Annotated in this window: 34 protein-coding genes; 3 read left to right on the forward strand and 31 right to left on the reverse strand. The window is 39.2% G+C overall.

The features are described from left to right. Positions 1-56 precede the first annotated feature (56 nt). On the forward strand, positions 57-1,355 hold the full coding sequence (gene hflX, locus K5Q13_RS07200) for a GTPase HflX (protein WP_220741029.1): 1,299 nt from the start codon (positions 57-59) through the stop codon (positions 1,353-1,355). 110 nt (positions 1,356-1,465) lie between these two features. Here hflX and K5Q13_RS07205 read toward each other — a convergent pair whose 3' ends face one another. From K5Q13_RS07205 to K5Q13_RS07235, 7 genes are all read right to left on the reverse strand, one after another. Beyond that, positions 1,466-2,815: an MFS transporter gene (locus K5Q13_RS07205; protein ID WP_220741030.1), complete on the reverse strand. Its 1,350-nt coding sequence runs from the start codon at positions 2,813-2,815 to the stop codon at positions 1,466-1,468. A gap of 265 nt (positions 2,816-3,080) precedes the next feature. Then, positions 3,081-3,476, reverse strand: a complete 396-nt coding sequence (gene rpsI, locus K5Q13_RS07210; RefSeq protein ID WP_220741031.1) for a 30S ribosomal protein S9 — start codon at positions 3,474-3,476, stop codon at positions 3,081-3,083. 18 nt (positions 3,477-3,494) lie between these two features. Then, on the reverse strand, positions 3,495-3,938 hold the full coding sequence (rplM, locus tag K5Q13_RS07215; RefSeq protein ID WP_013975182.1) for a 50S ribosomal protein L13: 444 nt from the start codon (positions 3,936-3,938) through the stop codon (positions 3,495-3,497). Between the two features lie 202 nt (positions 3,939-4,140). After that, on the reverse strand, positions 4,141-4,908 hold the full coding sequence (gene truA / locus K5Q13_RS07220; protein WP_220741032.1) for a tRNA pseudouridine(38-40) synthase TruA: 768 nt from the start codon (positions 4,906-4,908) through the stop codon (positions 4,141-4,143). Between the two features lie 77 nt (positions 4,909-4,985). Continuing rightward, positions 4,986-5,792 carry an energy-coupling factor transporter transmembrane component T family protein gene (locus tag K5Q13_RS07225; RefSeq protein WP_220741033.1) on the reverse strand — a complete coding sequence of 269 codons (807 nt, stop codon included), beginning with the start codon at positions 5,790-5,792 and terminating at the stop codon, positions 4,986-4,988. Next, a complete protein-coding gene (locus K5Q13_RS07230; RefSeq protein WP_220741034.1) occupies positions 5,785-6,642 on the reverse strand; it encodes an energy-coupling factor transporter ATPase in 858 nt (285 codons plus the stop codon). Before K5Q13_RS07230 ends, K5Q13_RS07225 begins: the two co-directional genes overlap by 8 nt. Continuing rightward, positions 6,618-7,439, reverse strand: a complete 822-nt coding sequence (locus K5Q13_RS07235; RefSeq protein ID WP_220741078.1) for an energy-coupling factor transporter ATPase — start codon at positions 7,437-7,439, stop codon at positions 6,618-6,620. Before K5Q13_RS07235 ends, K5Q13_RS07230 begins: the two co-directional genes overlap by 25 nt. Before the next feature lie 185 nt (positions 7,440-7,624). Between K5Q13_RS07235 and K5Q13_RS07240 the strand changes: the two genes are divergently transcribed. Beyond that, complete coding sequence (locus K5Q13_RS07240; protein WP_220741035.1) at positions 7,625-9,295, forward strand: FAD-dependent oxidoreductase; 1,671 nt, start codon at positions 7,625-7,627, stop codon at positions 9,293-9,295. A 94-nt stretch (positions 9,296-9,389) separates the two neighbouring features. Next, entirely contained in the window at positions 9,390-10,388 is a 999-nt protein-coding gene (locus K5Q13_RS07245; RefSeq protein ID WP_220741036.1) for a polyprenyl synthetase family protein, read from the forward strand. Positions 10,389-10,447: 59 nt separating this feature from the next. Here K5Q13_RS07245 and rplQ read toward each other — a convergent pair whose 3' ends face one another. The 24 genes from rplQ to rplB form a co-directional block, all read right to left on the reverse strand. Next, entirely contained in the window at positions 10,448-10,831 is a 384-nt protein-coding gene (rplQ, locus tag K5Q13_RS07250) for a 50S ribosomal protein L17 (RefSeq protein ID WP_220741037.1), read from the reverse strand. A 37-nt stretch (positions 10,832-10,868) separates the two neighbouring features. Next, on the reverse strand, positions 10,869-11,813 hold the full coding sequence (locus K5Q13_RS07255) for a DNA-directed RNA polymerase subunit alpha (RefSeq protein WP_220741038.1): 945 nt from the start codon (positions 11,811-11,813) through the stop codon (positions 10,869-10,871). Positions 11,814-11,859: 46 nt separating this feature from the next. Continuing rightward, complete coding sequence (gene rpsK, locus K5Q13_RS07260; protein ID WP_220741039.1) at positions 11,860-12,246, reverse strand: 30S ribosomal protein S11; 387 nt, start codon at positions 12,244-12,246, stop codon at positions 11,860-11,862. Positions 12,247-12,376: 130 nt separating this feature from the next. Beyond that, entirely contained in the window at positions 12,377-12,748 is a 372-nt protein-coding gene (rpsM, locus tag K5Q13_RS07265) for a 30S ribosomal protein S13 (protein ID WP_220741040.1), read from the reverse strand. Positions 12,749-12,825: 77 nt separating this feature from the next. Further along, positions 12,826-12,945, reverse strand: coding sequence for a 50S ribosomal protein L36 (rpmJ, locus tag K5Q13_RS07270; RefSeq protein ID WP_002816013.1), 120 nt, complete (start codon positions 12,943-12,945; stop codon positions 12,826-12,828). A gap of 45 nt (positions 12,946-12,990) precedes the next feature. Beyond that, positions 12,991-13,206 carry a translation initiation factor IF-1 gene (infA, locus tag K5Q13_RS07275; protein WP_002816015.1) on the reverse strand — a complete coding sequence of 72 codons (216 nt, stop codon included), beginning with the start codon at positions 13,204-13,206 and terminating at the stop codon, positions 12,991-12,993. Between the two features lie 106 nt (positions 13,207-13,312). Continuing rightward, a complete protein-coding gene (locus K5Q13_RS07280) occupies positions 13,313-13,876 on the reverse strand; it encodes an adenylate kinase (RefSeq protein ID WP_220741041.1) in 564 nt (187 codons plus the stop codon). Beyond that, complete coding sequence (gene secY, locus K5Q13_RS07285; RefSeq protein ID WP_220741042.1) at positions 13,869-15,203, reverse strand: preprotein translocase subunit SecY; 1,335 nt, start codon at positions 15,201-15,203, stop codon at positions 13,869-13,871. The genes K5Q13_RS07280 and secY overlap by 8 nt, the downstream gene beginning before the upstream one ends. Next, entirely contained in the window at positions 15,203-15,637 is a 435-nt protein-coding gene (gene rplO / locus K5Q13_RS07290) for a 50S ribosomal protein L15 (RefSeq protein WP_220741043.1), read from the reverse strand. The genes secY and rplO overlap by 1 nt, the downstream gene beginning before the upstream one ends. Positions 15,638-15,665: 28 nt before the next feature. After that, on the reverse strand, positions 15,666-15,848 hold the full coding sequence (gene rpmD / locus K5Q13_RS07295) for a 50S ribosomal protein L30 (RefSeq protein WP_013103451.1): 183 nt from the start codon (positions 15,846-15,848) through the stop codon (positions 15,666-15,668). Positions 15,849-15,859: 11 nt separating this feature from the next. After that, positions 15,860-16,366 carry a 30S ribosomal protein S5 gene (gene rpsE, locus K5Q13_RS07300; protein ID WP_220741044.1) on the reverse strand — a complete coding sequence of 169 codons (507 nt, stop codon included), beginning with the start codon at positions 16,364-16,366 and terminating at the stop codon, positions 15,860-15,862. Positions 16,367-16,385: 19 nt separating this feature from the next. Then, entirely contained in the window at positions 16,386-16,739 is a 354-nt protein-coding gene (gene rplR / locus K5Q13_RS07305; RefSeq protein WP_220741045.1) for a 50S ribosomal protein L18, read from the reverse strand. Positions 16,740-16,834: 95 nt separating this feature from the next. Further along, positions 16,835-17,371, reverse strand: a complete 537-nt coding sequence (rplF, locus tag K5Q13_RS07310) for a 50S ribosomal protein L6 (protein ID WP_220741046.1) — start codon at positions 17,369-17,371, stop codon at positions 16,835-16,837. A 24-nt stretch (positions 17,372-17,395) separates the two neighbouring features. Beyond that, positions 17,396-17,794, reverse strand: coding sequence for a 30S ribosomal protein S8 (gene rpsH, locus K5Q13_RS07315; protein ID WP_220741047.1), 399 nt, complete (start codon positions 17,792-17,794; stop codon positions 17,396-17,398). 142 nt (positions 17,795-17,936) lie between these two features. Then, complete coding sequence (gene rplE / locus K5Q13_RS07320; RefSeq protein ID WP_220741048.1) at positions 17,937-18,479, reverse strand: 50S ribosomal protein L5; 543 nt, start codon at positions 18,477-18,479, stop codon at positions 17,937-17,939. A gap of 23 nt (positions 18,480-18,502) precedes the next feature. Then, positions 18,503-18,811: a 50S ribosomal protein L24 gene (gene rplX, locus K5Q13_RS07325; RefSeq protein ID WP_220741049.1), complete on the reverse strand. Its 309-nt coding sequence runs from the start codon at positions 18,809-18,811 to the stop codon at positions 18,503-18,505. A 23-nt stretch (positions 18,812-18,834) separates the two neighbouring features. Beyond that, positions 18,835-19,203, reverse strand: coding sequence for a 50S ribosomal protein L14 (gene rplN, locus K5Q13_RS07330; protein ID WP_220741050.1), 369 nt, complete (start codon positions 19,201-19,203; stop codon positions 18,835-18,837). A 52-nt stretch (positions 19,204-19,255) separates the two neighbouring features. Beyond that, on the reverse strand, positions 19,256-19,522 hold the full coding sequence (gene rpsQ / locus K5Q13_RS07335; protein WP_013103443.1) for a 30S ribosomal protein S17: 267 nt from the start codon (positions 19,520-19,522) through the stop codon (positions 19,256-19,258). 22 nt (positions 19,523-19,544) lie between these two features. Next, on the reverse strand, positions 19,545-19,751 hold the full coding sequence (rpmC, locus tag K5Q13_RS07340; RefSeq protein WP_010391493.1) for a 50S ribosomal protein L29: 207 nt from the start codon (positions 19,749-19,751) through the stop codon (positions 19,545-19,547). Then, positions 19,751-20,164 carry a 50S ribosomal protein L16 gene (rplP, locus tag K5Q13_RS07345; protein ID WP_220741051.1) on the reverse strand — a complete coding sequence of 138 codons (414 nt, stop codon included), beginning with the start codon at positions 20,162-20,164 and terminating at the stop codon, positions 19,751-19,753. The genes rpmC and rplP overlap by 1 nt, the downstream gene beginning before the upstream one ends. Before the next feature lie 14 nt (positions 20,165-20,178). Beyond that, on the reverse strand, positions 20,179-20,850 hold the full coding sequence (gene rpsC / locus K5Q13_RS07350; RefSeq protein WP_220741052.1) for a 30S ribosomal protein S3: 672 nt from the start codon (positions 20,848-20,850) through the stop codon (positions 20,179-20,181). Beyond that, positions 20,850-21,206: a 50S ribosomal protein L22 gene (gene rplV / locus K5Q13_RS07355; protein WP_220741053.1), complete on the reverse strand. Its 357-nt coding sequence runs from the start codon at positions 21,204-21,206 to the stop codon at positions 20,850-20,852. Before rplV ends, rpsC begins: the two co-directional genes overlap by 1 nt. 15 nt (positions 21,207-21,221) lie before the next feature. Then, the gene (gene rpsS, locus K5Q13_RS07360; RefSeq protein WP_220741054.1) at positions 21,222-21,503 is read right to left on the reverse strand and encodes a 30S ribosomal protein S19; all 282 of its coding nucleotides are present in this window, start codon (positions 21,501-21,503) and stop codon (positions 21,222-21,224) included. Positions 21,504-21,520: 17 nt separating this feature from the next. Continuing rightward, entirely contained in the window at positions 21,521-22,354 is an 834-nt protein-coding gene (rplB, locus tag K5Q13_RS07365) for a 50S ribosomal protein L2 (protein WP_220741055.1), read from the reverse strand. Between the last annotated feature and the right edge of the window lie 20 nt (positions 22,355-22,374).

Here is a 22,374-nt window from a genome sequence, read left to right on the forward strand (position 1 = left end):
TTTACCTTTACCACGTAAAATACCTCCAGTCTCATAACTACTGGAGGTATTTTTTTATGACTGAAACACACTCAAATATTGAAAATCCACGTCAAGTTTTCTTAGTAGGATTATCAACAAGTAATGGTAACTTTAATTATGAATTAGAAGAGCTAGCTAACCTTGCTAAAGCAAATAACTTAGAGCCTATCGAAACTTTTACACAAAAACTTGAGCGACCCAATCCGGCTACATACTTTGGTAAAGGTAAAGTCGAAGAATTAGCTGAAGCAGTTAATACCTATGATGTTGATATGATTATCGCAAACGATGAGTTATCACCATCACAGATTCGCAATTTAGAAAAAGTAACCCATGCCACAATTGTTGACAGAACAGGGCTTATCTTAGATATTTTTGCGCAACGTGCACAAACAAAAGAAGCAAAGTTACAAGTTCAATTAGCACGTTTACAATACCAACTACCTCGCCTGCGAACAAGTATGTCTGTCAGCTTGGATCAACAAACCGGTGCTGGTGGTGGCGGTTTTACATCTCGAGGTTCCGGAGAAACAAAACTAGAAGAATCACGCCGCCGTATTACAGCACAAATGGTTCATATTCGTCAAGATCTAGCTTCTCTTACAAAAGGCGATACGACACGTTCAATTCGTCGTAATAATAATGAGCTTGCAACAGTAGCTTTGGTTGGATATACCAATGCAGGTAAATCAACCCTAATGAATCGCCTATTAACACGGTTCGGTGTCGGATCAGAAAATAATGAAACAAAACAGGTTTTTGAAAAAAATATGTTATTTGCTACATTAAATACGACTGTGCGTCAACTTACACTTCCTGATAAAAAACAGTTCCTATTAAGTGACACTGTTGGTTTTGTATCTAAGCTACCGCATAACTTAATTGCTGCATTCAAATCAACTTTGCAAGAAGCAGCCAGTGCTGATTTATTATTGCAAGTTGTCGATGTTTCTGACGATCATTATAAAGACATGATGGCTACTACTGAAAAAACATTGGCCGAAGTTGGCATCCATGACATCCCCATGATTACCATTTACAATAAAGCTGATCAGACAGAACTGGATTATCCTGAAGTCTCCGGCGAGAATGCTATTACTATCTCCGCTTTAGATGTCGCTTCACAAGATGCACTGATTTCATTAATTAAAAAACAAATATTTAAAGATGTAACAACTGTTAACCTTCATATTCCTTTTGATAAAGGTCATATCCAAGCACAATTGGCAGCAAAGCACACTTTCGAAACGCTCGATTATGATAGTACTGGTACTTTGATAACTGTTGACTTATCACCACTAGAACGCAATTTGTTTCAAGAATACATCTTGTAAAATCCACTCAATATAAAAATAGCCGATAACTCGTAATTGAGTTATCGGCTATTTTTATATTGACATGTCTATTGATGGTTAAAATTGATAATCACTGCTAATCTGTTAATTCATACGGTAGTTTTATGAGTATGAAAATGTAAAAAAATTAGCCCGAAAATAATCATAGCGATTATAACTGATAAGTATCCAAACGTTTGAAAACCAGAGGTTTCACCCATTTTTGATTGTAACAAAGCGCCTACCGTTGTTCCTAATGCACCCATAAACATCTGTGCTGTTTGTATAATTGCCGTTGCATCAGTTTTCTCTGACACACTAACATCAACCAGTGCAGCAGTTTGTGCACCTGTAAAAGCCATATTACGACCAACAATAAAGCCAATATACAATAAAATAATAGAAATAAGTGCCATTTGTTTAGTCCATAGTGACATTATAAGTATTACAACTATAAAAATCCAGTTTCCCATATATAATGGTATTTTAGCACCGTTTAAATCATACAATCTACCAAACACCGGATTTAACAATGCGCCAATAATTGAGCCAGGTAATAGAGAAAATCCTGCCCAAAAACTAGAGGTATGCAAAACCTCCTGCAAAAAAGTTGGAATAATTAAATTGAACCCTAACAAAACAAACATATAGAGTGCAATCGGAACCAAAAGTGTGACGAATTTTATTTCAGTAAATAATCTTAAATTCAAAAAACTTTGGTTTGAACTCTTCCCCCGCCAAATAAAAGCCACTAATGCAATGATTATAATAACAACAAACATCCAATTAACATTACCTTTTTCTAATTGATTAACAACAAGTAACGTTAAAATTAAAAAAATAGACAGTAACGAAAAAGCGACTAAATCAAACTTTTTCGTTAACTGTTGACGTTCTATATCAACTACTGTTCGCCATCCAAGTATAAGTGATAGCATTGGTGCCAATAGTGCAATGAAGAAAATAGCGCGCCAACCTAACGTGTCTACTAATATACCGCCATATGTCGGTCCAAATGAAGGTGCTAAGCTAATAACTAATGCAGCAAAACCCATCCATACACCAATTTTAGAACGTGGTATGGTTGCCATCACAACATTAAAAACCAATGGCATTGCAATTCCAGCAGCAATACCTTCTAGAACACGTCCTATTAAAAGAACAGTAATATTACTTGCAAAACCTGCAATTAATGTGCCCACCATAAAGATAAACACACTCATAAGCCATAATTTCCGACTACTAAATTTTTTTGTTAAGTAAGCACTTGTAGTGACCATGACTGTCACCGCAAGTAAATAAGCTGTTGTCACCCACTGAATGACGTTCAATTCTGTACCAAAAACTTGTGTTAACGTAGGAAACGTCACATTCATTGCTGTTTCAGCCATAATACCTGCAAAGGCCACCAAAGCCACTGATACAATGCCAAGTGCCGTTTTTAATGATACTTTTTCCATATTTTTCCTTTACCTCTCAAAACAAATAAAAGCTGATCCGCCCCATTATGGCTGATCAGCTTTTATACTCGCTAAAATTGAGTTTATTATGTTACTAAGTATACCGGAATACCTAAAAACTGTCAACGCTATGATGGTTCTCCAACAAACTCTACCTATGTATGGTTGAAGTGTCAACCTATTACCTATTCTAAAAACGAAAAAAGCCAATCCGTAGATTAGGCTTTTATTAACGCTGTAGCTTTTAACAAAACGTAAATATTTATTAACGCTTTGAGAACTGTGATGCCTTACGAGCCTTTTTAAGACCTGGCTTCTTACGTTCTTTCATACGTGAGTCACGAGTCAACAAACCTGCTGCCTTCAATGCTGCACGAAAATCTGGGTCAACTGTCAACAACGCACGAGCGATACCGTGACGTGTTGCACCAGCTTGACCAGAATAACCACCACCGATAACGTTAACTAATACATCATAGTTGCCTAATGTTTCAGTAGCATTAAATGGTTGTAAAACAACTTCACGCAAGTTAGCGAAAGGAATATATTCTTCGATTGACTTGCCGTTCATTGTGATTTGGCCATTACCTGGAACCAAACGCACACGAGCAACTGAGTTCTTACGACGGCCTGTGCCGGCATATTGTACTGCTGTAGCCATAATTTAGATTCTCCTTTCTTAAATCAACGTGTTGATGTCAAGTGCTTCAGGCTTTTGTGCTGCATGACCATGTTCTGATCCTGCAAACACGTGCAAGTTCAAGCCTTGCTTACGACCCAAAGTGTTCTTTGGTAACATACCATGTATTGATAATTCAAGTAACTTTTCTGGATTGAATTCACGGTAGTTTCCGGCTGTGCGAGCCTTCAAACCACCTGGGTGGTTTGAGTGATGGTAATAAACTTTATCTGTTGCTTTTTTACCAGTCAACTTAACTTCGCTTGCATTGATAATGATAACATGGTCACCCATGTCAACGTTTGGTGTAAACGTTGGCTTGTTCTTTCCACGTAAAATTGAAGCAACTACTGTTGACAGACGTCCCAAAACAACGTCCTTGGCATCAATAATGTACCACTTCTTTTCTATTTCACCTGGTTTTGCTAAAAATGTTGTACGCATGTTTGCGCTCCTTTGATTAGTTGTTTACAGGCATGACCGTTCCTTGTCATGCAATTACAATAAGTTTCCGGGGCTTATCGTGAGGTAAACAATACCGTGTATAATCTTACCTAAAATACTGTGGTTTGTCAATGATTTTGACCAAAATTTACCTAGTTTAACAAAAAATAATTTTATTTAAACAAAATTATTTTTCATGCTATTAATCATAATATATTTCATCGAGATACAACCCACTGGCTGGGGCCGTAAACCTTGCTTGCTCACGATCTCTGACAGCAATCAATCGCACAATATCGTGAACATCTCGTCGCCCATTTCCGATTTCTAATAGTACGCCGACCATAATACGAATTTGATTGTATAAAAATGCATTACCTTCAAAAGTAAAAACCAATTCCTGTTCCTGATTGTTGATCTCAATATCAGCACGTGTTATTGTACGAACAGTAGTAGCAGTTTGGTTTCCTGACGCCGCAAAGCTTGCAAAATCATGTTCACCTATCAAATCTGGCAATCCCAATTTAATACGTTCAACATCCAGTTGCCATTGAAAGTGCCCTGTGTAGTGTCGTTTAAAGGGATCTGTAAAATCTTGTGTTGACACTCGGTAAATGTAACGCTTAGCATGAGTGTTAAACCGAGCATGAAAATCACTTGCAACTTCATGAACAGATTTAATTATAATATCTCTTGGTAGTAAGGTGTTCAGACCTTTTCGCACACCATCAACCTTGATGTTAAATGGCAAATCAAAATGAACAACTTGTCCAAAAGCATGCACCCCTGTATCTGTTCTTGACGCGCCAACAACTTTAATAGCTGGCACTGGATTTTTAGCCATTTGATTAACTGCTTTATTCAATTCACCCTGCACTGTTCGCTGTCGTTCAATGCCGTTTTTTGTTTGGACCTGAAAACCAAAAAAATCAGCACCATCATAAGCAACTATCGCCTTATATCGCGGCATATTAATTTAGAAGCGTGCTTATTATATTTCACACACTTTTCCTCCATTTAATTAGCACAGCCATGTCTCACAAAAAATCACACGTGCGCTAGTTCTTTAATGACAAAAAATATAATAACAAATCCACCAAGCGCAACAAAGGCTAGTTTATCTGTTTTTTGGTAACTTAAAACACGATATTTCGTGCGCTGGACAGCATCCTTAAAACCACGTACTTCCATTGCATTCGCTAAATCAAGTGCGCGTTGTAACGCTCCCACAAATAACGGAATTAGTAGCGGAATAATTGCTTTTGCACGCTTCACAGGTCCGCCTGTTGAAAAGCTCATACCACGTGATTTTTGTGCATTCATAATTTTTTGTGTTTCATCCATCAATAATGGCACAAAACGCAACGCAATCGCTAACATCAATGATAATTCAGCAACAGGAATGCCTATTTTTTTTAATGGACCTAATAAAGATTCTAAAGCATTAGCAATACTTGTGGGTGGTGTTGTCAATGTTAGAATCGTGGACATCAATATAATTAACACAAAGCGAACCATCACATAAACCGCATTTATAACTCCTGGTACAGTAACTCGTAATGGTCCAAAGCTAAATAATACTGGTGTTCCTGGCGTAAATAAAAGTTGTAGTACAACTGTAAATAAAATTAACCAAAATATTGGCTTTAAGCCATCCCAATAAAGTTTAAAAGGTTGATCTGTTAATTTAACCAATACAATAACGAAAAGAGTTGTCCAAGCATAGGTTTGCCAGCTATTAGCCCAGAGCATAACAAGAATATAAACAAACGTTATAAGCATTTTTGTACGCGGATCAAGACGGTGGACCCATGAATTGCCGGAAACAAAGCGACCAATCATAATATTATTCATGATCAACCTCCTTATTAATTAAATCAGCCAACTCAATCAAAGTTAAAGGTCGCCGAGACAAGAAAACACCGTTTTTTCGCAATTTTTCTGCTAACTGACCTGCTTTTGGCAAATCAAGTTTCATTGTCTCAAACCATGATAGGTCACGATTAAATAACTTTTTAGGTGATTCTTGTGCAACGACATGCCCATTTTGCATCACAATTACTTGATCCGCCACAGCGATTACATGATCCATTTGATGTGAAATGAAGACGACAGTCTTACCCAATGCTTTAAGTTCTTGTACTAAGTTCAATAGCTCCGCCTGCCCTTTAGGATCCAAACCGGCAGCAGGTTCGTCCATGATAACAACATTAGGGTTACTCGACAATGCGCCTGCCATTGCAACACGCCGCATTTGCCCACCTGATAACTCAAATGGTGATCTATACCATAACTCTGATGAGACACCCACTCGCTTAAGCGCCTGTTCTGCTGCCAGTTTCGCCTCTGCTTTTGTTGCACCAAAATTCAAAGGTGCATACATCACATCCTCCAAAACTGTATTAGCAAATAATTGATTTTCAGGAAACTGAAATACGATACCAACATTTTTACGTAACTGCACTAATATCTTTTCCTTAGTACTGGCAGTTAATTGAAAATCATCAATAATAATGCGGCCACTAGTTGGCTTCAAAAGACCATTAATATGTTGAATTAATGTTGATTTGCCAGAGCCAGTTTGACCTACAATCGCTGTTACTTGACCAGTTGCTATCTGAAGTGTCACATCATGTAAAATACTGCGAGCCAATGTCGTCCCTGCACCGTAACTAAAATTCACTTTTTCAAATGTGATAGCCATTGTATTAATTCTCTTTCATTTAAATAACCATCAGGTTGAGGCTTTAACTGCGCTTCTAATTCGACTACAAAAGGTAATTCTAGACCGTTTTGACGTAAGATATCATACTGACTAAATACATCCGATGGTTCACCATCCAAAATAAGTTGCCCATCGTTAATCACCACCACACGATCTGCCAATATTGCTTCATCCATATCATGAGTAATCGTGATGAGCGTTAATTCTGAACCAAACTTGAGTTTTAGGTTTTGTAGCGTCTTCATAATTGTCGCACGCCCATCCGGATCAAGCATTGCAGTGGCTTCATCCAAAATAATAATTTTTGGTTGTAACGCCAGTACACTAGCTAAAGCGACACGCTGTTTTTGACCACCAGACAACATATGTGGTTCACGGTCTTTGAAATCTTGCATACCAACAATTGTCAGCGCCTCATCAATCACCTGCGGCATATCAGAGCTAGGCAACTGTTTATTTTCTAAACCAAAAGCCACATCATCAGCCACAGTTGCACCGACGAATTGATTATCAGGATTTTGAAATACCATACCTATTTGTTCACGGACATGGTGTACAGTATCAATCGACAGTTTTTCGCCGAATACACTGATTTCCCCCGACTCAGATTCAATTAATCCTAAAATTAATTTTGCTAAGGTTGATTTCCCCGAACCATTATGTCCTACCAATGCAACCCATTGACCAGATTCAATTTCTAGGTTAAAATCATGAAAAAGTGTTTGTTCGCTATCATAATTATATTTTAAATTGTTTATTTTAATCGCTTGATTCATAACCCTTATTTTATCATAGTTTTTACGTTTTATACTATGTTTCATTATAGGATGTCTAGTTTTCACAATAATTATTTCACAAAGACTTCTTATCATAAACCCTTTTAAAATATGGATAATTGGTCTATAATTAAATAGGTATTTCACAAGAACAATAGATAATTCACAAAAGGAAGAAAATAGTCATGGCAGGAAAAAATATTGTCATTGTTGGCGCTGGTTTTGGTGGTGTTTTTGCAGCCAAAACTTTGTCCAAGAAGTTAAAATCACACAAAGAATATAATATCATTTTGATTGATAAGCATTCTTACTTCACGTACATGACTGAACTACACGAAGTCGCATCACAGCGTGTAGCACCTAAGCACGTCCAAGAAGATCTAGAACATCTCTTTTATCAAGATAAAAATGTTAAGTTATTGACTGCTGAAGTTAATGGGATTGATAAAGAAGCTAAAATTGTCAAAACAACACATGGCGATATTGACTATGAAAAGTTGATTCTAGCAGTCGGCGGACAGTCTAATGATTTTGGTACACCGGGTGTTAAGGAACATGGATTCGAATTATGGTCAATGGAAGAATCCTTACAAATTCGCAATCATATTGAAAATATTATTGGTCAAGGTGCTGCCGAACTTGATCCTGCCAAACGTGAGCAACTCTTAACAATTGCTGTTGTGGGTTCTGGTTTCACAGGTGCTGAATTAATGGGTGAGTTTATTGAACAACGCAAAGTGCTAGCCCAGACTTACAAGTTGGATGAAAAAGAAATAAAACTTGTTTTGTTAGAAGCAGCACCATCAATTTTAAATATGCTAAAAGACCGTAATTTGGCCGATAAAGCCTTTAAATATATGGCCAATAATGGCGTTGAAATCCGTCTAAGTGCTATGGTAACCGGCGTCGACGAAAATGGTGTTATCTTTAAAGATGGTACAACACTACCAACTAAATCTTTAATTTGGACTGCCGGTGTTAAAGCAAAATCATTTATTTCCGACTGGGGATTTAAATATGGACGTGGTGGTCGTATTGAATCAGATGACTTCATGCACGCTACCTTAGAAAATGATGAACCTGCAAAAGATATTTATGTTGCGGGTGACACGCTATCATACGTTGACGAAAAAACTGGCCCCGTTCCTCAAACCGTAGAAGGTGCTGAAAGTGCAGCTCGAGCAGCAGCACACAATATTCTAGCAGATCTTGGTTTTGGTAAGAAACAAACGTTCGCCGAGTCGGTTAAATATCACGGCTTTGCTGTTTCTATTGGTTCTCAATACACTGTTGCTAGTTTAATGGGGTTGAACTTTTCTGGATTCTTCGCAAGTATTGCAAAACATGGTATTAACCTCTTCTTTTATTCACAAATTCGTTCAATGTATTCAATATTTCATTATATGCTTGACGAATTTTTCCGTACAGAAAATGGACGCAATCCATTTAAGGGCTCAATTTCCCGCTTAGGTAACGTCCTATGGTCTACACCATTACGTATCTTCCTTGGACTGTTCTGGATTCTAGCAGCATTAGGTAACATCGGTAGCTTAAACAGCTTGTTTTGGCAACAGGATCTTGTTAGCTTCATCGAAATCATTACAGGTGCAGGTATTTTAATTGGGTTACTAACTTGGCCCTTAGCAGTTGTTTCAATAATTTTGACAGTTGTATCTTGGTCCGTTAATGGTTTTGACATAACTCACTTATTCTTAATCTTTTCAAGTATTGCTGTTATGAATGGCTCTGGACGTGGCATTGGCTTAGATTTCTACGTAGTCCCACTTCTACAAAAGATTTTTGGTGGCCTATGGTATGGTAAAGCAAAATCTGTGTACGATGAATTAGATAAATAAGTTATAATAATAAGGTGTTGAGATTTGTTTTCTCACACTTTGTACATAATATACGTATACTTGTGTATACATGAGAGAAGTAGAGAAAATTGATATGGCAACGCCTACATTACCTAAAATTTGGGAAACATTTCCTGAACTATCAGAACCCCTTAACGCCATCCTGACTGAAATGTCTGCAAGTTGGCACATTGGCTTTAAAGAGATTGACGACGCCATTCGTTCACAATTAAATTCTGGTAAGCTTATACGACCTGCATTAACACTGATTTTCTCACAACTATCTGATCAGGCTTACAATAAAAGTGCTATATCTCTTGGTGCCAGTGTTGAATTGTTACACTTAGCAACGTTGATTCATGATGACGTCATTGACGAATCAAAACTTAGACGTGGTCACGAAAGTATTCAGAGCCAATTTGGTAAAGATACTGCTGTATACGCTGGTGATTATCTACTTACAGGCATGTTTTCCTTATTGGAGCGTGCCAACAAAACCTCAGCAAATAAGTTATCTTTAACAGCTTTACAAGAAATTTTGTTTGGTGAATTGGTCCAAAAACAAAATCGTTACAACAGTGATACGACATTTTCAACATATTTTTCACAAATTAAAGGAAAAACTGCTGCACTCTTTAAATTAAGTGCGACGTTTGGTCTAGTCAGTGGTACGGAATATGATGACGAGCTGTTAAAAATAGTTAGTCAAATTGGGGAAGAAATCGGTATCACATTCCAACTCCTAGACGATTATCTAGACTTTGAATCTGTTACAGAAAATCTTGCATTAGGTAAACCGATTGGCCAAGATATTCGAAATGGCATTTACACCGCACCAATTTTATTTGCACTAGCAGATGAGAATGTGAACCAGACTGTTAAATCGTTACTCTTTAAGCGCGACGATATTTCTGATCAAGAAATGGTATTATTGCATGATTTGATTGCGAACAGTGATGCCATGTCTAAATTAGAATCACTACTAACAGAATATAGTGAATCTCTAGTTAGCCTGATTGCTTCACTACCAGATAATCGTATGCAAGATCAACTAAATCAACTTAGCCAAATATTATTAAACAGACATAATTAAAAAAGTCCTTGAAAGATTTTCACTTTCAAGGACTTTTTTATGTTGGCTATAATAGATAATTAATCAACAAGTTCCAAGATGACCAATTGAGCGGCGTCGCCACGACGTTGGACAGTCTTGAGAATTCGTGTATAACCACCATTACGTTCGGCGAAACGAGGTGTAACATCATCAAACAACTTTTGTAAAGCTGATTGCACTTTAACATTGTCGCCTTCTTCAATAACATCTGCAACTTCGTTACGAACAAAGGCAGCAGCTTGACGGCGAGCCGCCAAGTCACCACGCTTACCTAATGTAATCATCTTATCAGTGGTCTTACGAACTTCTTTAGCGCGAGCTTCAGTAGTTGTAATACGACCATTGATCAAAAGATCTGTAGTCAAATCACGTAACATAGCTTTACGTTGTGAAGATGTACGACCTAATTTACGATATGGCATTGGTGAATCCTCCTTTATATTATTTTAAAGACATGTGTTAATCTTCCTTACGAAATCCTAGGCCCATTTCAGTAAGCTTTTCTTGGATTTCATCAAGTGATTTCCGACCGAGATTTCGCACCTTCATCATGTCGGCTTCAGTGCGATCTGTCAACTCCACAATGGTGTTGATACCGGCCCGTTTGAGACAATTATAAGAACGAACTGACAAATCTAAATCTTCAATTGGTGCAGAATCTGAAGCACTAATGGCAACAGGTTCAGCTTCGACCATAACATTGGCTTCAGCTGCCACTGGAGAAATATCCATGAACAAGTTTAAATGTTCAGCAAGGATCTTAGAACCCAAGCTTAGTGCATCACTAGGCTTAATTGAACCATTAGTCCAAACATCAAAAGTGAGCTTATCATAGTCATCACGCGAACCAACACGTGTATTTTCAACGTGATAGTTCACACGTTCGATAGGTGTGTAAATAGAATCAACTGCTAAAACACCTATAGGCATCTCATCACGCAATTGCTTATTTTCATCAGCTGAGGAATAACCTCTACCTTTAACTGCCGTGACTGTCATATGCAAAGACTTACCTGCTGCCACAGAAGCGATATGCAATTCAGGATTCAAAACTTCAACGTCAGCTCCTGCTTGCAAATCTGCAGCAGTAACCTCAGCTGGTCCTTGAATATCAACTTCAAGGCTACGCTCATCCTCCGAATCAATCGCCAACACAACCTTCTTAAGATTCAAGATGATTTGTGTGACATCTTCGACAACACCATCCACAGTCGAAAACTCGTGGACAACACCATCAATTTGTACCGTATTCACGGCCGCACCTGGAAGCGATGACAATAAGATACGACGTAAAGAATTTCCTAACGTTGTACCGTATCCACGCTCAAGAGGCTCTATGACAAATTTGCCATAGCGGGCGCCCTCTTCGATGTTATGAATATTTGGCTTTTCAAATTCAATCATCTGTAATTCTTACCCCTTCTTTCAAAGCAAGAGCAATGAAAATCAATTAAACACGACGACGCTTTGGTGGGCGTGATCCGTTGTGGGGAACTGGAGTAACATCTTTAATAGATGTTACTTCCAAGCCAGCAGCTGCCAAAGCACGAATAGCTGATTCACGACCAGAACCTGGTCCCTTAACAGTAACCGCAACAGTACTCATGTTCATTTCCATGGCACCCTTTGCTGCTGCTTCCGCTGCCATTTGAGCAGCGAATGGTGTTGACTTACGACTTCCTTTGAAGCCAAGTGCACCAGCTGATGACCAAGCAACTGCGTTACCCTGCACATCAGTAATCATGACGATAGTGTTGTTGAATGTTGAGTGAATGTGAGCCACACCAGCTTCAATATTCTTTTTCACACGACGCTTACGCGTTGTACGACCTGCCATAATGTTTGCCTCCTTTTCAATACTTTTTGTATAATTTCTCGGGCTAATTTCTTAACCAACAATACGCAACTGTGGTTGCGATAATCATGTGCCGTATCGATGAGGATACAACAGAAAAAAATAATATTAATTACTTTTTTCTACCAGCAATTGCCTTAGCTGGGCCTTTACGTGTACGAGCGTTGTTCTTCGTGTTTTGTCCACGAACGGGCAACCCCTTACGATGACGAATGCCACGGTATGAAGCGATTTCTTGCAAACTTTTGATATCTAATGATACCTTACGACGCAAGTCACCTTCAAGCTGCAAGTTTAATGTGTCGACTGTTGCGCGGATGGCGTCTTCTTGATCTGCAGAGAGATCACGAACACGGACATCCTCTGAAACACCAGCTTCAGCTAAAACTTTTTGTGCAGTAGTATTACCGATTCCGTAGATGTAAGTTAAGCCAATGACAATACGCTTGTCACGTGGCAAATCAATACCTGCTATACGAGCCATAACAATTTACCTCCTAATTAGTATTTTGAAAACGACAATTATGTCTATTTACAATAATTTTTAATTAATACTGAAAATTACTTTCCAGCGCGTTGCTTGTGCTTAGGGTTAGCTGAGCATATGATCATTGTGCGACCATTCCGCTTGATAACGCGGCAAGCATCACACATCTTTTTAACTGATGGGCGTACTTTCATAATCTATTCCTCCTATTCGGTTAACTGATTATTCCAAATCACTTCTTAACGGAAACGATAAGTAATACGACCTTTTGTTAAGTCGTACGGTGACATTTCGACTGTGACACGATCACCTGGCAGTATACGAATAAAATTCTTACGAATTTTTCCAGACACATGCGCTAAGATAACCGCACCATTTTCTAATTCTACTTGGAACATCGCATTTGGTAAAGTTTCTTTTACTTTACCTTCAATTTCGATGACATCGTTGGCCATGCACTTAACCTCCTGTGCTAATAATGTTCAACATTGTTGATAAGTGCTTAACCTATCAAATTATACCAGATATACTGGTACTTCTCAATGTAATTTTGAAAACTTTTTATAAGTTATCCAAAACGTCTCTTACATCATGATACACCTCAGCTAGTTCACGACCACCATCGATTGTGTTCAAGACACCTGCTTTATCATAGTAATCTACTAAAGGCAGGTTTGCTTTTTTATTGACCTCTAAACGATTATCAATAACTTCGGGTGTATCATCTGCACGTCCGCGTCCTAAGAGACGTTCGCGCAACAATGAATCAGAAACTTTAAAGTAAAGTGTTGCTGAGATTGATTTACCATTCTCAGTTAAATAATTATCTAAAAATTCAGCTTGTGCTTCATTACGAGGATAACCATCTAACATGAATCCATCCTTTTCAACATCCGCTTGACTTAATCGATCCGCAACCATCGCATTTGTAATTTCGTCAGGAACTAGGTCTCCAGCATCCATGTACTCACGTGCTTTTTTACCTAGATCCGTATTATTTGTTAGATTAGCTCGGAAAATATCTCCAGTTGAAATATGTACCGTTGCATAATCTTTAACAATAAAATCTGCCTGAGTGCCTTTACCAGCACCTGGCAAACCCAACAAAATTAAATTTTTAGCCATTAGTTGCCTCCCGAACTTTTAACTGATCTTTTGTGATAAACCCAATATAGTTTTTCTTTTGCATTAAACCATCAATTTGTCGAATCAAATCTAATGCAACACCTATTGCAATAAGTAAGCTTGTACCACCAAGACCAATTTTTTCATTTAATCCCCAAATATCTGATGCGACAAGTGGAACCAATGCCACAAAACCTAAAAATATTGAACCAACAAAGCTCAAATTTAATAGTAATTGTGAGACAAATGATTTCGTTTCATCACCTGGACGAACACCTACAATATATGCGCCCTGTTTTTGCAAGTTTTCTGAAAGTTTTTCAGGATTAACTTGCACAAATGCATAAAAATAGGTGAATACAATAATTAGAACAGTATATAAGATTGCTCCAGGTAATGTTGTCATATTAAATATTTGTTGCATTATTTGATACCACGATGCTGATGCATATTTTTCTTGAAATGCGATCATAATTGTTTGTGGTGTACTGATGAATGATGAAGCAAAAATTACTGGAATAACACCTGAAACGTTAACTTTCAAAGGTAAATACGCTTCACTACCATAAGAAGTTGCAGATCGCGTGTATTGCATTTGCAGTCGACGTGTCGCTTCGTAGAACCATGTTGTAATAGCAATAACCAAAATCATTGCTATTATCAACACAACCATGAAGACGATACCATTTGTCAGGTCAGTTGACCCAGCTTGCAAAATATTTTCCTTGAAAATTTCGTAAAGACCTTCAGGCGTTTGCGCAATGATTCCAGCAAAAATAATCATAGAAACACCGTTTCCAAGACCTTTTTCCGTAATCATTTCGCCTAACCACATTGCAAAAAATGTTCCAATTGTCATAACCGATCCGATTACAACAAAGGACATAACATTGTTTGTTTGACTAACTAGTCCATAAGCAGAAAGTGAATTAAATCCTGCTGTAATACCAACAGATTGAACAAAAGCAAGCACAAGTGTTAACCAACGTGTAGCGTTGTTCAACTTTCGCCGTCCAACTTCTCCTTGCTTACTCCATTCAACAAAGCGAGGCACGATATCTAATTGCAAAAGTTGCACAACAATCTGTGCCGTCACGTATGGTGAAACACCCATTGCAAACAATGAGTAGTTCATCAAGCCTCCACCAGAAAAGATATTTAAAATATTCATCAATCCTGAGTTAGCCATATTCGCCATCGCCGATGGATTAACACCAGGCACAGTAATGTGTGTACCAATTCTGTAAATAAATAAAATCAGAAGTGTCCAACCCATCTTTGTACGAATATCTTTTTCACGTACTGCATTAAATAACGTGCGTAGCATTAAATCACCTCAGTTGATCCACCGGCTTGTTCAATAGCAACTTTCGCTGCTTCTGAGAACTTATGAGCCTTAACAGTCAACTTCTTTTCAAGTTGACCGACAGCCAAGATTTTTATTCCTGATTTTTGATTTTTAACAATCCCGTTTTCAATCAAAAGTGCTGGTGTGATTTCTGTACCATCTGCAAAAGTGTTTAACTTTTCTAAGTTAACTACTGCAAATTCCTTGCGTGAAATATTAGTAAATCCACGTTTTGGAATACGACGATACAAAGGCATTTGACCACCTTCAAATCCTAAACGTACTTTGCCACGGGCTTTTTGTCCCTTTTGACCACGTCCGGATGTTTTACCGTTTCCTGATGATGTACCACGACCAACACGGTTACGCAATTTGCGTGAACCTTCTGCAGGTTGTAATTCGTTCAAGTTCATCTTTCGGTACCTCCTATTTTAATAGTTATTACTTTACTTCTTCAACGCTTACCAAATGTGCAATATGGAAAATTGCGCCACGGGTAGCTTCGTTATTAGGCTTCACCACTGAGCTAGACACACGGCCAAGTCCAAGAGACTTAACAATCGTGCGTTGCTTAGGTAAGCGATGAGCCGCACTCTTAATCAAAGTGATTTTCAAATCAGCCATTTTATCGCTCCTTATTCAGCCAAGTGTTCCAAAGAAACACCACGTAAAGCTGCTACTTGTTCTGCATCCTTTAAGCTTGTTAAAGCATCAAAAGTTGCACGCACAACGTTAACTGGTGTAGCTGAGCCAAGTGACTTAGCAGTCACATCGCTGATACCTGCTAGTTCCATAACAGAACGTGCAGCACCACCGGCAGCAACACCAGAACCTTCTTCGGCTGGCTTAATCAAAATTTTACCGCCACCCCATACGCCAAGGACGTCGTGAGGAATAGTTGTAGAAACTGTAGGAACAGTAATCAACTTACGCTTAGCGTCTTCAATAGCTTTACGGATAGCTTCAGGAACTTCCTGTGCCTTACCAGTACCAAAACCAACATGCCCTTGTTTGTCACCTACGACAACCAACGCTGCGAAACGCAAACGACGACCACCTTTGACAACCTTTGTGACACGATTAATAGCAACAACGTTTTCTTCTAATTCACCAAGTGACTTAGGATTAACGAATTCAACCATTTTTATATTCCTCCTTCCCTTAGAACTTCAAGCCGTTTTCACGGGCTGACTCTGCTAGTGCTTGAACACGTCCATGATACAAGTAACCACCACGATCAAAAATTACATCTTCTAATCCTGCAGTCTTACCACGTGTAGCGATCAACTCACCAACTTTAGTAGCTTGTTCTGTTTTTGTGCCTGATACTTCTGCATCATGGCTTGAGGCACTTGCTAGCGTTACACCCGCTACGTCATCAATTAATTGCGCGTAGATGTTTGCATTAGAACGAAATACGTTCAAACGTGGGCGAGCAGCAGTACCAGAGATTTTACCGCGGACGCGCTTATGACGCTTTACACGGAGCTTGTTTTTATCTGGTTTTGAAATCATAGCTGTGCTTTCCTTTTCTTATGGCTTATGCCATTTTAAATTTATTATTTATAATGAAACGTAATACTAAATAGTCAAAGAATCTAAGATCCTTTTTACTTTCCAGTCTTACCTTCCTTACGACGAACGATTTCACCTTCGTAACGAATACCTTTACCTTTATAAGGTTCTGGTGAACGTACGGCACGAATTTCGGCTGCTAAATCGCCAACCTTTTGTTTTGAAATACCTGAAATTTTAACAGTCAATGCATCAGGCACTTCAACTGTCAAATCTTGACGGTCTTCAAAATCAACAGGGTGTGAATAACCAACTGCCAAAGTCAATTTTGATCCAGACTTTGCAGCACGGTAACCAACACCAACTAGCTTCAATGTTTTAGTGAATCCAGTAGAAACACCTTCAACCATGTTGGCTACGTTTGCACGTGTCGTACCATGCAAAGCTTTTGTCTTGTTGTCATCACTTTCACGTGTGAATGCTACTTCAGTTCCTTCAACAGTCATTGAAATTTGTGAAGCAATTTCACGTGACAATGTTCCTTTAGGTCCCTTAACAGTAACAATTTTACCTTCTTGAGATACTTCAACATCTGCAGGAAGTGTAATTACTTTATTTCCAATACGGCTCATGGTAAGTCTCCTTTCTTAGATATATTACCAAACGTAGGCGAGCACTTCGCCACCAATTTGCTTTGAACGAGCTTCTTTATCAGTGATAACACCAACTGAAGTCGAAATAATAGCAACACCCAAACCATTCAAAACCTTTGGCAATGAATCAGCTTTGGCGTACTTACGCAAACCTGGCTTTGAGATACGCTTAATTCCTGTAATCACGCGATTACGGTCTTCACCGTACTTAAGAAATACACGAATAACACCTTGTTTGTTGTCTTCGATGTATTCTACGTCGCGGATGAAACCTTCTGATTTCAAGATTTCAGCGATGCTCTTTTTAATTTTTGATGCTGGAATTTCAACAATTTCGCGGTGAGCCAAGTTGGCGTTACGAATACGAGTTAACAAATCAGCAATTGGATCAGTCATAGACATCTATCGATATCCTCCTTTTATTTTTGAACGGACATAATGAAATGACACGCTCTTAACTATTATAGACTATTTTGGTCTATAACAGTTAAAAACGTGTCACTCTTTTTATAAATAAGAGTAACAAACGTTTTTAAAATGCTAATTACTTCGTAAATGGCATTCCCAAGAGTGTCAACAATTCGCGACCTTCTTCATCGTTTTGTGCTGTTGTAACAACAACAATATCCAAACCACGTACGCGGTTCACCTTGTCAAAATCGATTTCAGGGAAGATCAATTGTTCACGAATTCCCAAAGTGTAGTTTCCGCGACCATCAAAGGCCTTAGAAGATACACCACGGAAATCACGGACACGAGGCAATGAGATATTAATCAACTTATCTAAGAACTCATACATCCGTTGTCCACGCAATGTAACTTTAGTTCCAATTGACATACCTTCACGTAAACGGAAACCGGCGATTGATTTCTTTGCCTTTGTGATTACTGGTTGTTGACCAGAAATCAACTTCAATTCTTCAACCGCTTCATCCAAGTTCTTAGAGTTTGAAACTGCATCACCAACACCCATATTAAGAACGATTTTATCGATCTTTGGTGCTTGCATTGATGATTTAAAGCCAAACTTTTCGATCAAAGCAGGTTGAACTTCATTAACATATTTTTCTTTTAATGCGTTAGCCATGAAAATGATTTCACCTTTCGAAATTAGCCTAGTACGTTACCAGACTTTTTAGATACGCGAACTTTTTTGCCTTCTTCAATCTTAAACGCAACCTTAGTTGGTTCATTAGTTGAAGGGTCAAGCAGTTGCACGTTTGATACATGGATAGGTGCTTCAATATCGATAACACCACCTTGTGGGTATTCGTTAGAAGGTTTTTGATGCTTCTTAACGATGTTCACGCCTTCGACAACTACGCGATCTTTTCCAGTAACAATCTTAGTGATTGTACCTTCTTTTCCCTTATCTTTGCCGGCAATGACGCGAACCTTATCACCTGTTTTTACAAACATGTTTTGGCTCCTCCTTGTCAGTATTAGAGCACTTCTGGTGCCAATGAAACGATACGCATGTAGTCGCTGTCACGTAATTCACGTGCAACAGGTCCAAAAATACGCGTACCAACTGGTGACTTATCTTCCTTCACGATAACAGCGGCATTTTCATCAAAATTGATGTATGAGCCATCTGTACGACGAACGTCAGAAACAGTACGAACGATAACAGCCTTAACGACGTCACCCTTCTTCACGTTACCACCAGGGATAGCTTGCTTAACTGTGGCAACAATCATGTCACCAACACCTGCAAACTTACGGCCTGAACCACCGAGCACTTTAATCGTTAAGATTTCACGTGCGCCAGAGTTGTCAGCCACTTTTAAACGACTCTCTTGTTGAATCATGGTTCTTCCTCCTTAGTTAGCAATTAATTACGACGATTTAGTATCGAACGTATTAGAGAACTACTGCCTCTTCAACGATCTTAACCAAACGGAAGTGCTTAGTTGCAGACAAAGGACGTGTTTCCATGATTTGAACAATATCATTTATCTTAGCGCTATTATTTTCATCATGTGCTTTAAACTTCTTTGTGTACTTAACACGCTTACCATAAACTGCATGTGTCACATAAGTATCAACAGCGACAGTGATTGTCTTGTCCATCTTATCTGAAACGACACGGCCTTGGTAAACCTTACGAGCATTACGTTCTTCACTCATTCTTCAGCTTCTTCCTTTCGTCTTATTTACTGGCGTTTGCCAATTCTTGTGCACGAATAACTGTTTTAACTCGTGCGATGTCCTTACGAACTTGTGCGATACGCGCCGTGTTTTCAAGTTGGCCAGTAGCCAATTGAAAACGTAGGTTGAATAATTCTTCCTTGAATTCGGCTTCGCGCTTTTGCAAATCCGCAAGTGACAATTCTTTCAATTCACTTGCTTTAGCCATTATTCAGCCTCCCGAGCAATAATCTTTGTACGTACAGGCAACTTGTGTTGTGCCAAACGCAATGCTTCACGTGCTGTTGGTTCAGGAACCCCAGCAACTTCAAACATTACCTTACCACGTTTAACTGGTTCAACCCAACCTTCGGGTGCACCTTTACCGTTACCCATTCGAACACCGACACCTTTAGATGTATACGACTTGTGTGGGAAGATTTTGATCCAAACCTTACCTCCACGTTTCATATAACGTGTCATTGCAATACGGGCAGCTTCAATTTGACGGTTTGTAATCCAGCTTGATGTTGTTGCTTGCAAGCCATAATCACCGAACGTTACCGTCGTTCCACCTTTTGCTTCACCACGCATGTGGCCACGGTGTACACGACGGAATTTAACACGCTTTGGAACTAACATGTTCGCTTCCCTCCTTACTTACTGTTCTTTTTTTGTGGTAAAATATCACCACGATAAATCCAAGTTTTAATACCCAAGTTACCATAAGCAGTCATTGCTTCATCCCATGAGTAGTCGATATCAGCGCGCAAAGTATGCAATGGAACAGTTCCTTCAGTATATTGTTCAATACGAGCAATATCTGCACCATTTAAACGGCCGGAAACCATAACTTTGATACCCTTGGCACCTGAACGTGTTGCACGTTGGATGGCACCACGCATAGCGCGACGGAAAGCCACACGGCGTTCCAAATCACCAGCGATTTGTTGTCCAACCAAGTGTGCTGACAAATCAGGTCTCTTGATTTCAACGATATTGATGAATACACGCTTTGAGCGTCCTTTTTCATCAGTATCAGTTAACTTAGCTAATTGTGTACGAAGTTTTTCAACTTCAGAACCACCCTTACCAATAACCATTCCTGGCTTGGCGGTATGGACAGAAACATCAACACGTGATTTCGTGCTGCGTTCAATTTCGATGCGATCAACTGCGGCGTCCGCTAAGTTCTTTTCGATATACTTACGAATACGTAAGTCTTCGTGAAGTTGGTTAGCATAATCAGCCTTGTCAGCAAACCACTTTGCATCCCAGTCGCGAATAACGCCGACACGGAATCCAGTAGGGTTAATCTTTTGACCCATTACTTTGCCTCCTTCTCAGCAACCACAATAGTAAGGTGGCTTGTACGCTTATTGATAGGTGAAGCAGAACCCTTGGCACGAGGACGGAAACGCTTTAGCGTAGGTCCTTCGTTGGCAAAGGCTTCCTTCACAATAAGATCTTCTCGGTCTAATGAGAAGTTGTTTTCAGCATTAGCAACTGCTGAGTTCAAAACCTTGTAAATATCTTCAGTAGAAGTGTTAGGTAGGAACTTCAAAATTGCATATGCTTCGTTGACGCTCTTACGACGAATTGTGTCAAGAACTAAGCGTGCCTTACGTGGGGCAACGCGAACAATCTTGGCTGTCGCGCGAGCTGAAGTAATTTGTTCAGCCATTTTTCATTTCCTCCTTTATTTTTTAACAGTCTTCTTATCATCAGCCTTGTGGCCTTTGAATGTACGAGTTGGAACGAATTCGCCCAACTTGTGACCAACCATGTCTTCTTGCACAAAGACAGGAACGTGCTTACGTCCATCATAAACGGCAATTGTAAAGCCGATAAAGCTTGGGAAGATTGTTGAACGACGTGACCAAGTCTTGATCACTGACTTCTTTTCAGAATCAACTTGCGCTTCAATCTTCTTAAGCAAGTGTGGGTCCGCAAATGGTCCCTTTTTTAAACTACGAGCCATTAGTTGTCTCCTTTCCCTTACTTACTCTTACGACCGCGAACGATAAACTTCGTTGAAGCCTTCTTCTTATCGCGAGTCTTCTTACCGGCAGTCTTCTTACCCCATGGTGACATAGGACTTGGACGACCGACTGGTGCTTTACCTTCACCACCACCGTGTGGGTGATCGTTAGGGTTCATAACTGATCCACGAACGTGCGGACGCTTTCCACGCCAACGATTACGACCAGCCTTACCCCAGTTAATTAATGAGTGTTCAGCATTACCAACTTCACCAATTGTTGCACGGTTAGTTGCCAAAACCAAACGTACTTCACCTGATGTTAGACGAACAATGATATACTTACCATCTTTACCCAAAATCTGTGCTGAAGTACCAGCTGAACGTGCCAATTGACCACCCTTACCAGGCTTTAACTCAATATTATGAATTAAAGTACCTTCAGGAATATCGCTCAATTGTAAGGCATTGCCGGGCTTAATGTCGGCATCAGGACCAGATTGAACTTTATCGCCAACCTTCAATCCTTTTGGCGCCAAGATATATGACTTAATACCATCTTCATATACCAACAAAGCAATGTTTGCAGTACGATTTGGATCGTATTCGATAGCTTTAACAGTAGCTGTCTTGTCATCTTTGATACGCTTGAAGTCTACCAAACGGTAAGCTTGCTTATGTCCACCAGCATGGTGGCGAACTGTCATACGACCAGAGTTATTACGTGCTCCAGTTTTTGACTTTTTGGCCAACAAACTCTTTTCGGGCGTTGACTTCGTGATTTCAGCGAAATCAGAAGTCGTCATATTACGACGTCCGTTAGAGGTTGGCTTATACTTCTTGATAGCCAATGTCTTATCCTCCTACTTTA

The sequence above is a fragment of the Leuconostoc miyukkimchii genome (assembly GCF_019656055.1).
Lineage (GTDB): Bacteria > Bacillota > Bacilli > Lactobacillales > Lactobacillaceae > Leuconostoc > Leuconostoc miyukkimchii.

Bases quoted from the DNA above. Each gene is read 5' to 3' on its own strand.
- hflX (WP_220741029.1), top strand. From the start codon at position 57: ATGACTGAAACACACTCAAATATTGAAAATCCACGTCAAGTTTTCTTA.
- K5Q13_RS07205 (WP_220741030.1), bottom strand. From the start codon at position 2,815: ATGGAAAAAGTATCATTAAAAACGGCACTTGGCATTGTATCAGTGGCT.
- rpsI (WP_220741031.1), bottom strand. From the start codon at position 3,476: ATGGCTACAGCAGTACAATATGCCGGCACAGGCCGTCGTAAGAACTCA.
- rplM (WP_013975182.1), bottom strand. From the start codon at position 3,938: ATGCGTACAACATTTTTAGCAAAACCAGGTGAAATAGAAAAGAAGTGG.
- truA (WP_220741032.1), bottom strand. From the start codon at position 4,908: ATGCCGCGATATAAGGCGATAGTTGCTTATGATGGTGCTGATTTTTTT.
- K5Q13_RS07225 (WP_220741033.1), bottom strand. From the start codon at position 5,792: ATGAATAATATTATGATTGGTCGCTTTGTTTCCGGCAATTCATGGGTC.
- K5Q13_RS07230 (WP_220741034.1), bottom strand. From the start codon at position 6,642: ATGGCTATCACATTTGAAAAAGTGAATTTTAGTTACGGTGCAGGGACG.
- K5Q13_RS07235 (WP_220741078.1), bottom strand. From the start codon at position 7,439: ATGAATCAAGCGATTAAAATAAACAATTTAAAATATAATTATGATAGC.
- K5Q13_RS07240 (WP_220741035.1), top strand. From the start codon at position 7,625: ATGGCAGGAAAAAATATTGTCATTGTTGGCGCTGGTTTTGGTGGTGTT.
- K5Q13_RS07245 (WP_220741036.1), top strand. From the start codon at position 9,390: ATGGCAACGCCTACATTACCTAAAATTTGGGAAACATTTCCTGAACTA.
- rplQ (WP_220741037.1), bottom strand. From the start codon at position 10,831: ATGCCATATCGTAAATTAGGTCGTACATCTTCACAACGTAAAGCTATG.
- K5Q13_RS07255 (WP_220741038.1), bottom strand. From the start codon at position 11,813: ATGATTGAATTTGAAAAGCCAAATATTCATAACATCGAAGAGGGCGCC.
- rpsK (WP_220741039.1), bottom strand. From the start codon at position 12,246: ATGGCAGGTCGTACAACGCGTAAGCGTCGTGTGAAAAAGAATATTGAA.
- rpsM (WP_220741040.1), bottom strand. From the start codon at position 12,748: ATGGCTCGTATAGCAGGTATTGATTTGCCACGTGACAAGCGTATTGTC.
- rpmJ (WP_002816013.1), bottom strand. From the start codon at position 12,945: ATGAAAGTACGCCCATCAGTTAAAAAGATGTGTGATGCTTGCCGCGTT.
- infA (WP_002816015.1), bottom strand. From the start codon at position 13,206: ATGGCCAACGATGTCATCGAAATTGAAGGTAAAGTAAAAGAAACTTTA.
- K5Q13_RS07280 (WP_220741041.1), bottom strand. From the start codon at position 13,876: ATGGCTAAAAATTTAATTTTGTTGGGTTTGCCAGGTGCTGGTAAAGGC.
- secY (WP_220741042.1), bottom strand. From the start codon at position 15,203: ATGCTACGCACGTTATTTAATGCAGTACGTGAAAAAGATATTCGTACA.
- rplO (WP_220741043.1), bottom strand. From the start codon at position 15,637: ATGAACTTGAACGAATTACAACCTGCAGAAGGTTCACGCAAATTGCGT.
- rpmD (WP_013103451.1), bottom strand. From the start codon at position 15,848: ATGGCTGATTTGAAAATCACTTTGATTAAGAGTGCGGCTCATCGCTTA.
- rpsE (WP_220741044.1), bottom strand. From the start codon at position 16,366: ATGGTTGAATTCGTTAATCCTAAGTCACTTGGTGAATTAGAAGAAAAC.
- rplR (WP_220741045.1), bottom strand. From the start codon at position 16,739: ATGATTTCAAAACCAGATAAAAACAAGCTCCGTGTAAAGCGTCATAAG.
- rplF (WP_220741046.1), bottom strand. From the start codon at position 17,371: ATGAGCCGTATTGGAAATAAAGTAATTACACTTCCTGCAGATGTTGAA.
- rpsH (WP_220741047.1), bottom strand. From the start codon at position 17,794: ATGTCTATGACTGATCCAATTGCTGATTTGTTAACTCGTATTCGTAAC.
- rplE (WP_220741048.1), bottom strand. From the start codon at position 18,479: ATGGCTAACGCATTAAAAGAAAAATATGTTAATGAAGTTCAACCTGCT.
- rplX (WP_220741049.1), bottom strand. From the start codon at position 18,811: ATGTTTGTAAAAACAGGTGATAAGGTTCGCGTCATTGCCGGCAAAGAT.
- rplN (WP_220741050.1), bottom strand. From the start codon at position 19,203: ATGATTCAACAAGAGAGTCGTTTAAAAGTGGCTGACAACTCTGGCGCA.
- rpsQ (WP_013103443.1), bottom strand. From the start codon at position 19,522: ATGAGTGAAGAACGTAATGCTCGTAAGGTTTACCAAGGCCGTGTCGTT.
- rpmC (WP_010391493.1), bottom strand. From the start codon at position 19,751: ATGGCTAAAGCAAGTGAATTGAAAGAATTGTCACTTGCGGATTTGCAA.
- rplP (WP_220741051.1), bottom strand. From the start codon at position 20,164: ATGTTAGTTCCAAAGCGTGTTAAATTCCGTCGTGTACACCGTGGCCAC.
- rpsC (WP_220741052.1), bottom strand. From the start codon at position 20,850: ATGGGTCAAAAGATTAACCCTACTGGATTCCGTGTCGGCGTTATTCGC.
- rplV (WP_220741053.1), bottom strand. From the start codon at position 21,206: ATGGCTGAACAAATTACTTCAGCTCGCGCGACAGCCAAGATTGTTCGC.
- rpsS (WP_220741054.1), bottom strand. From the start codon at position 21,503: ATGGCTCGTAGTTTAAAAAAGGGACCATTTGCGGACCCACACTTGCTT.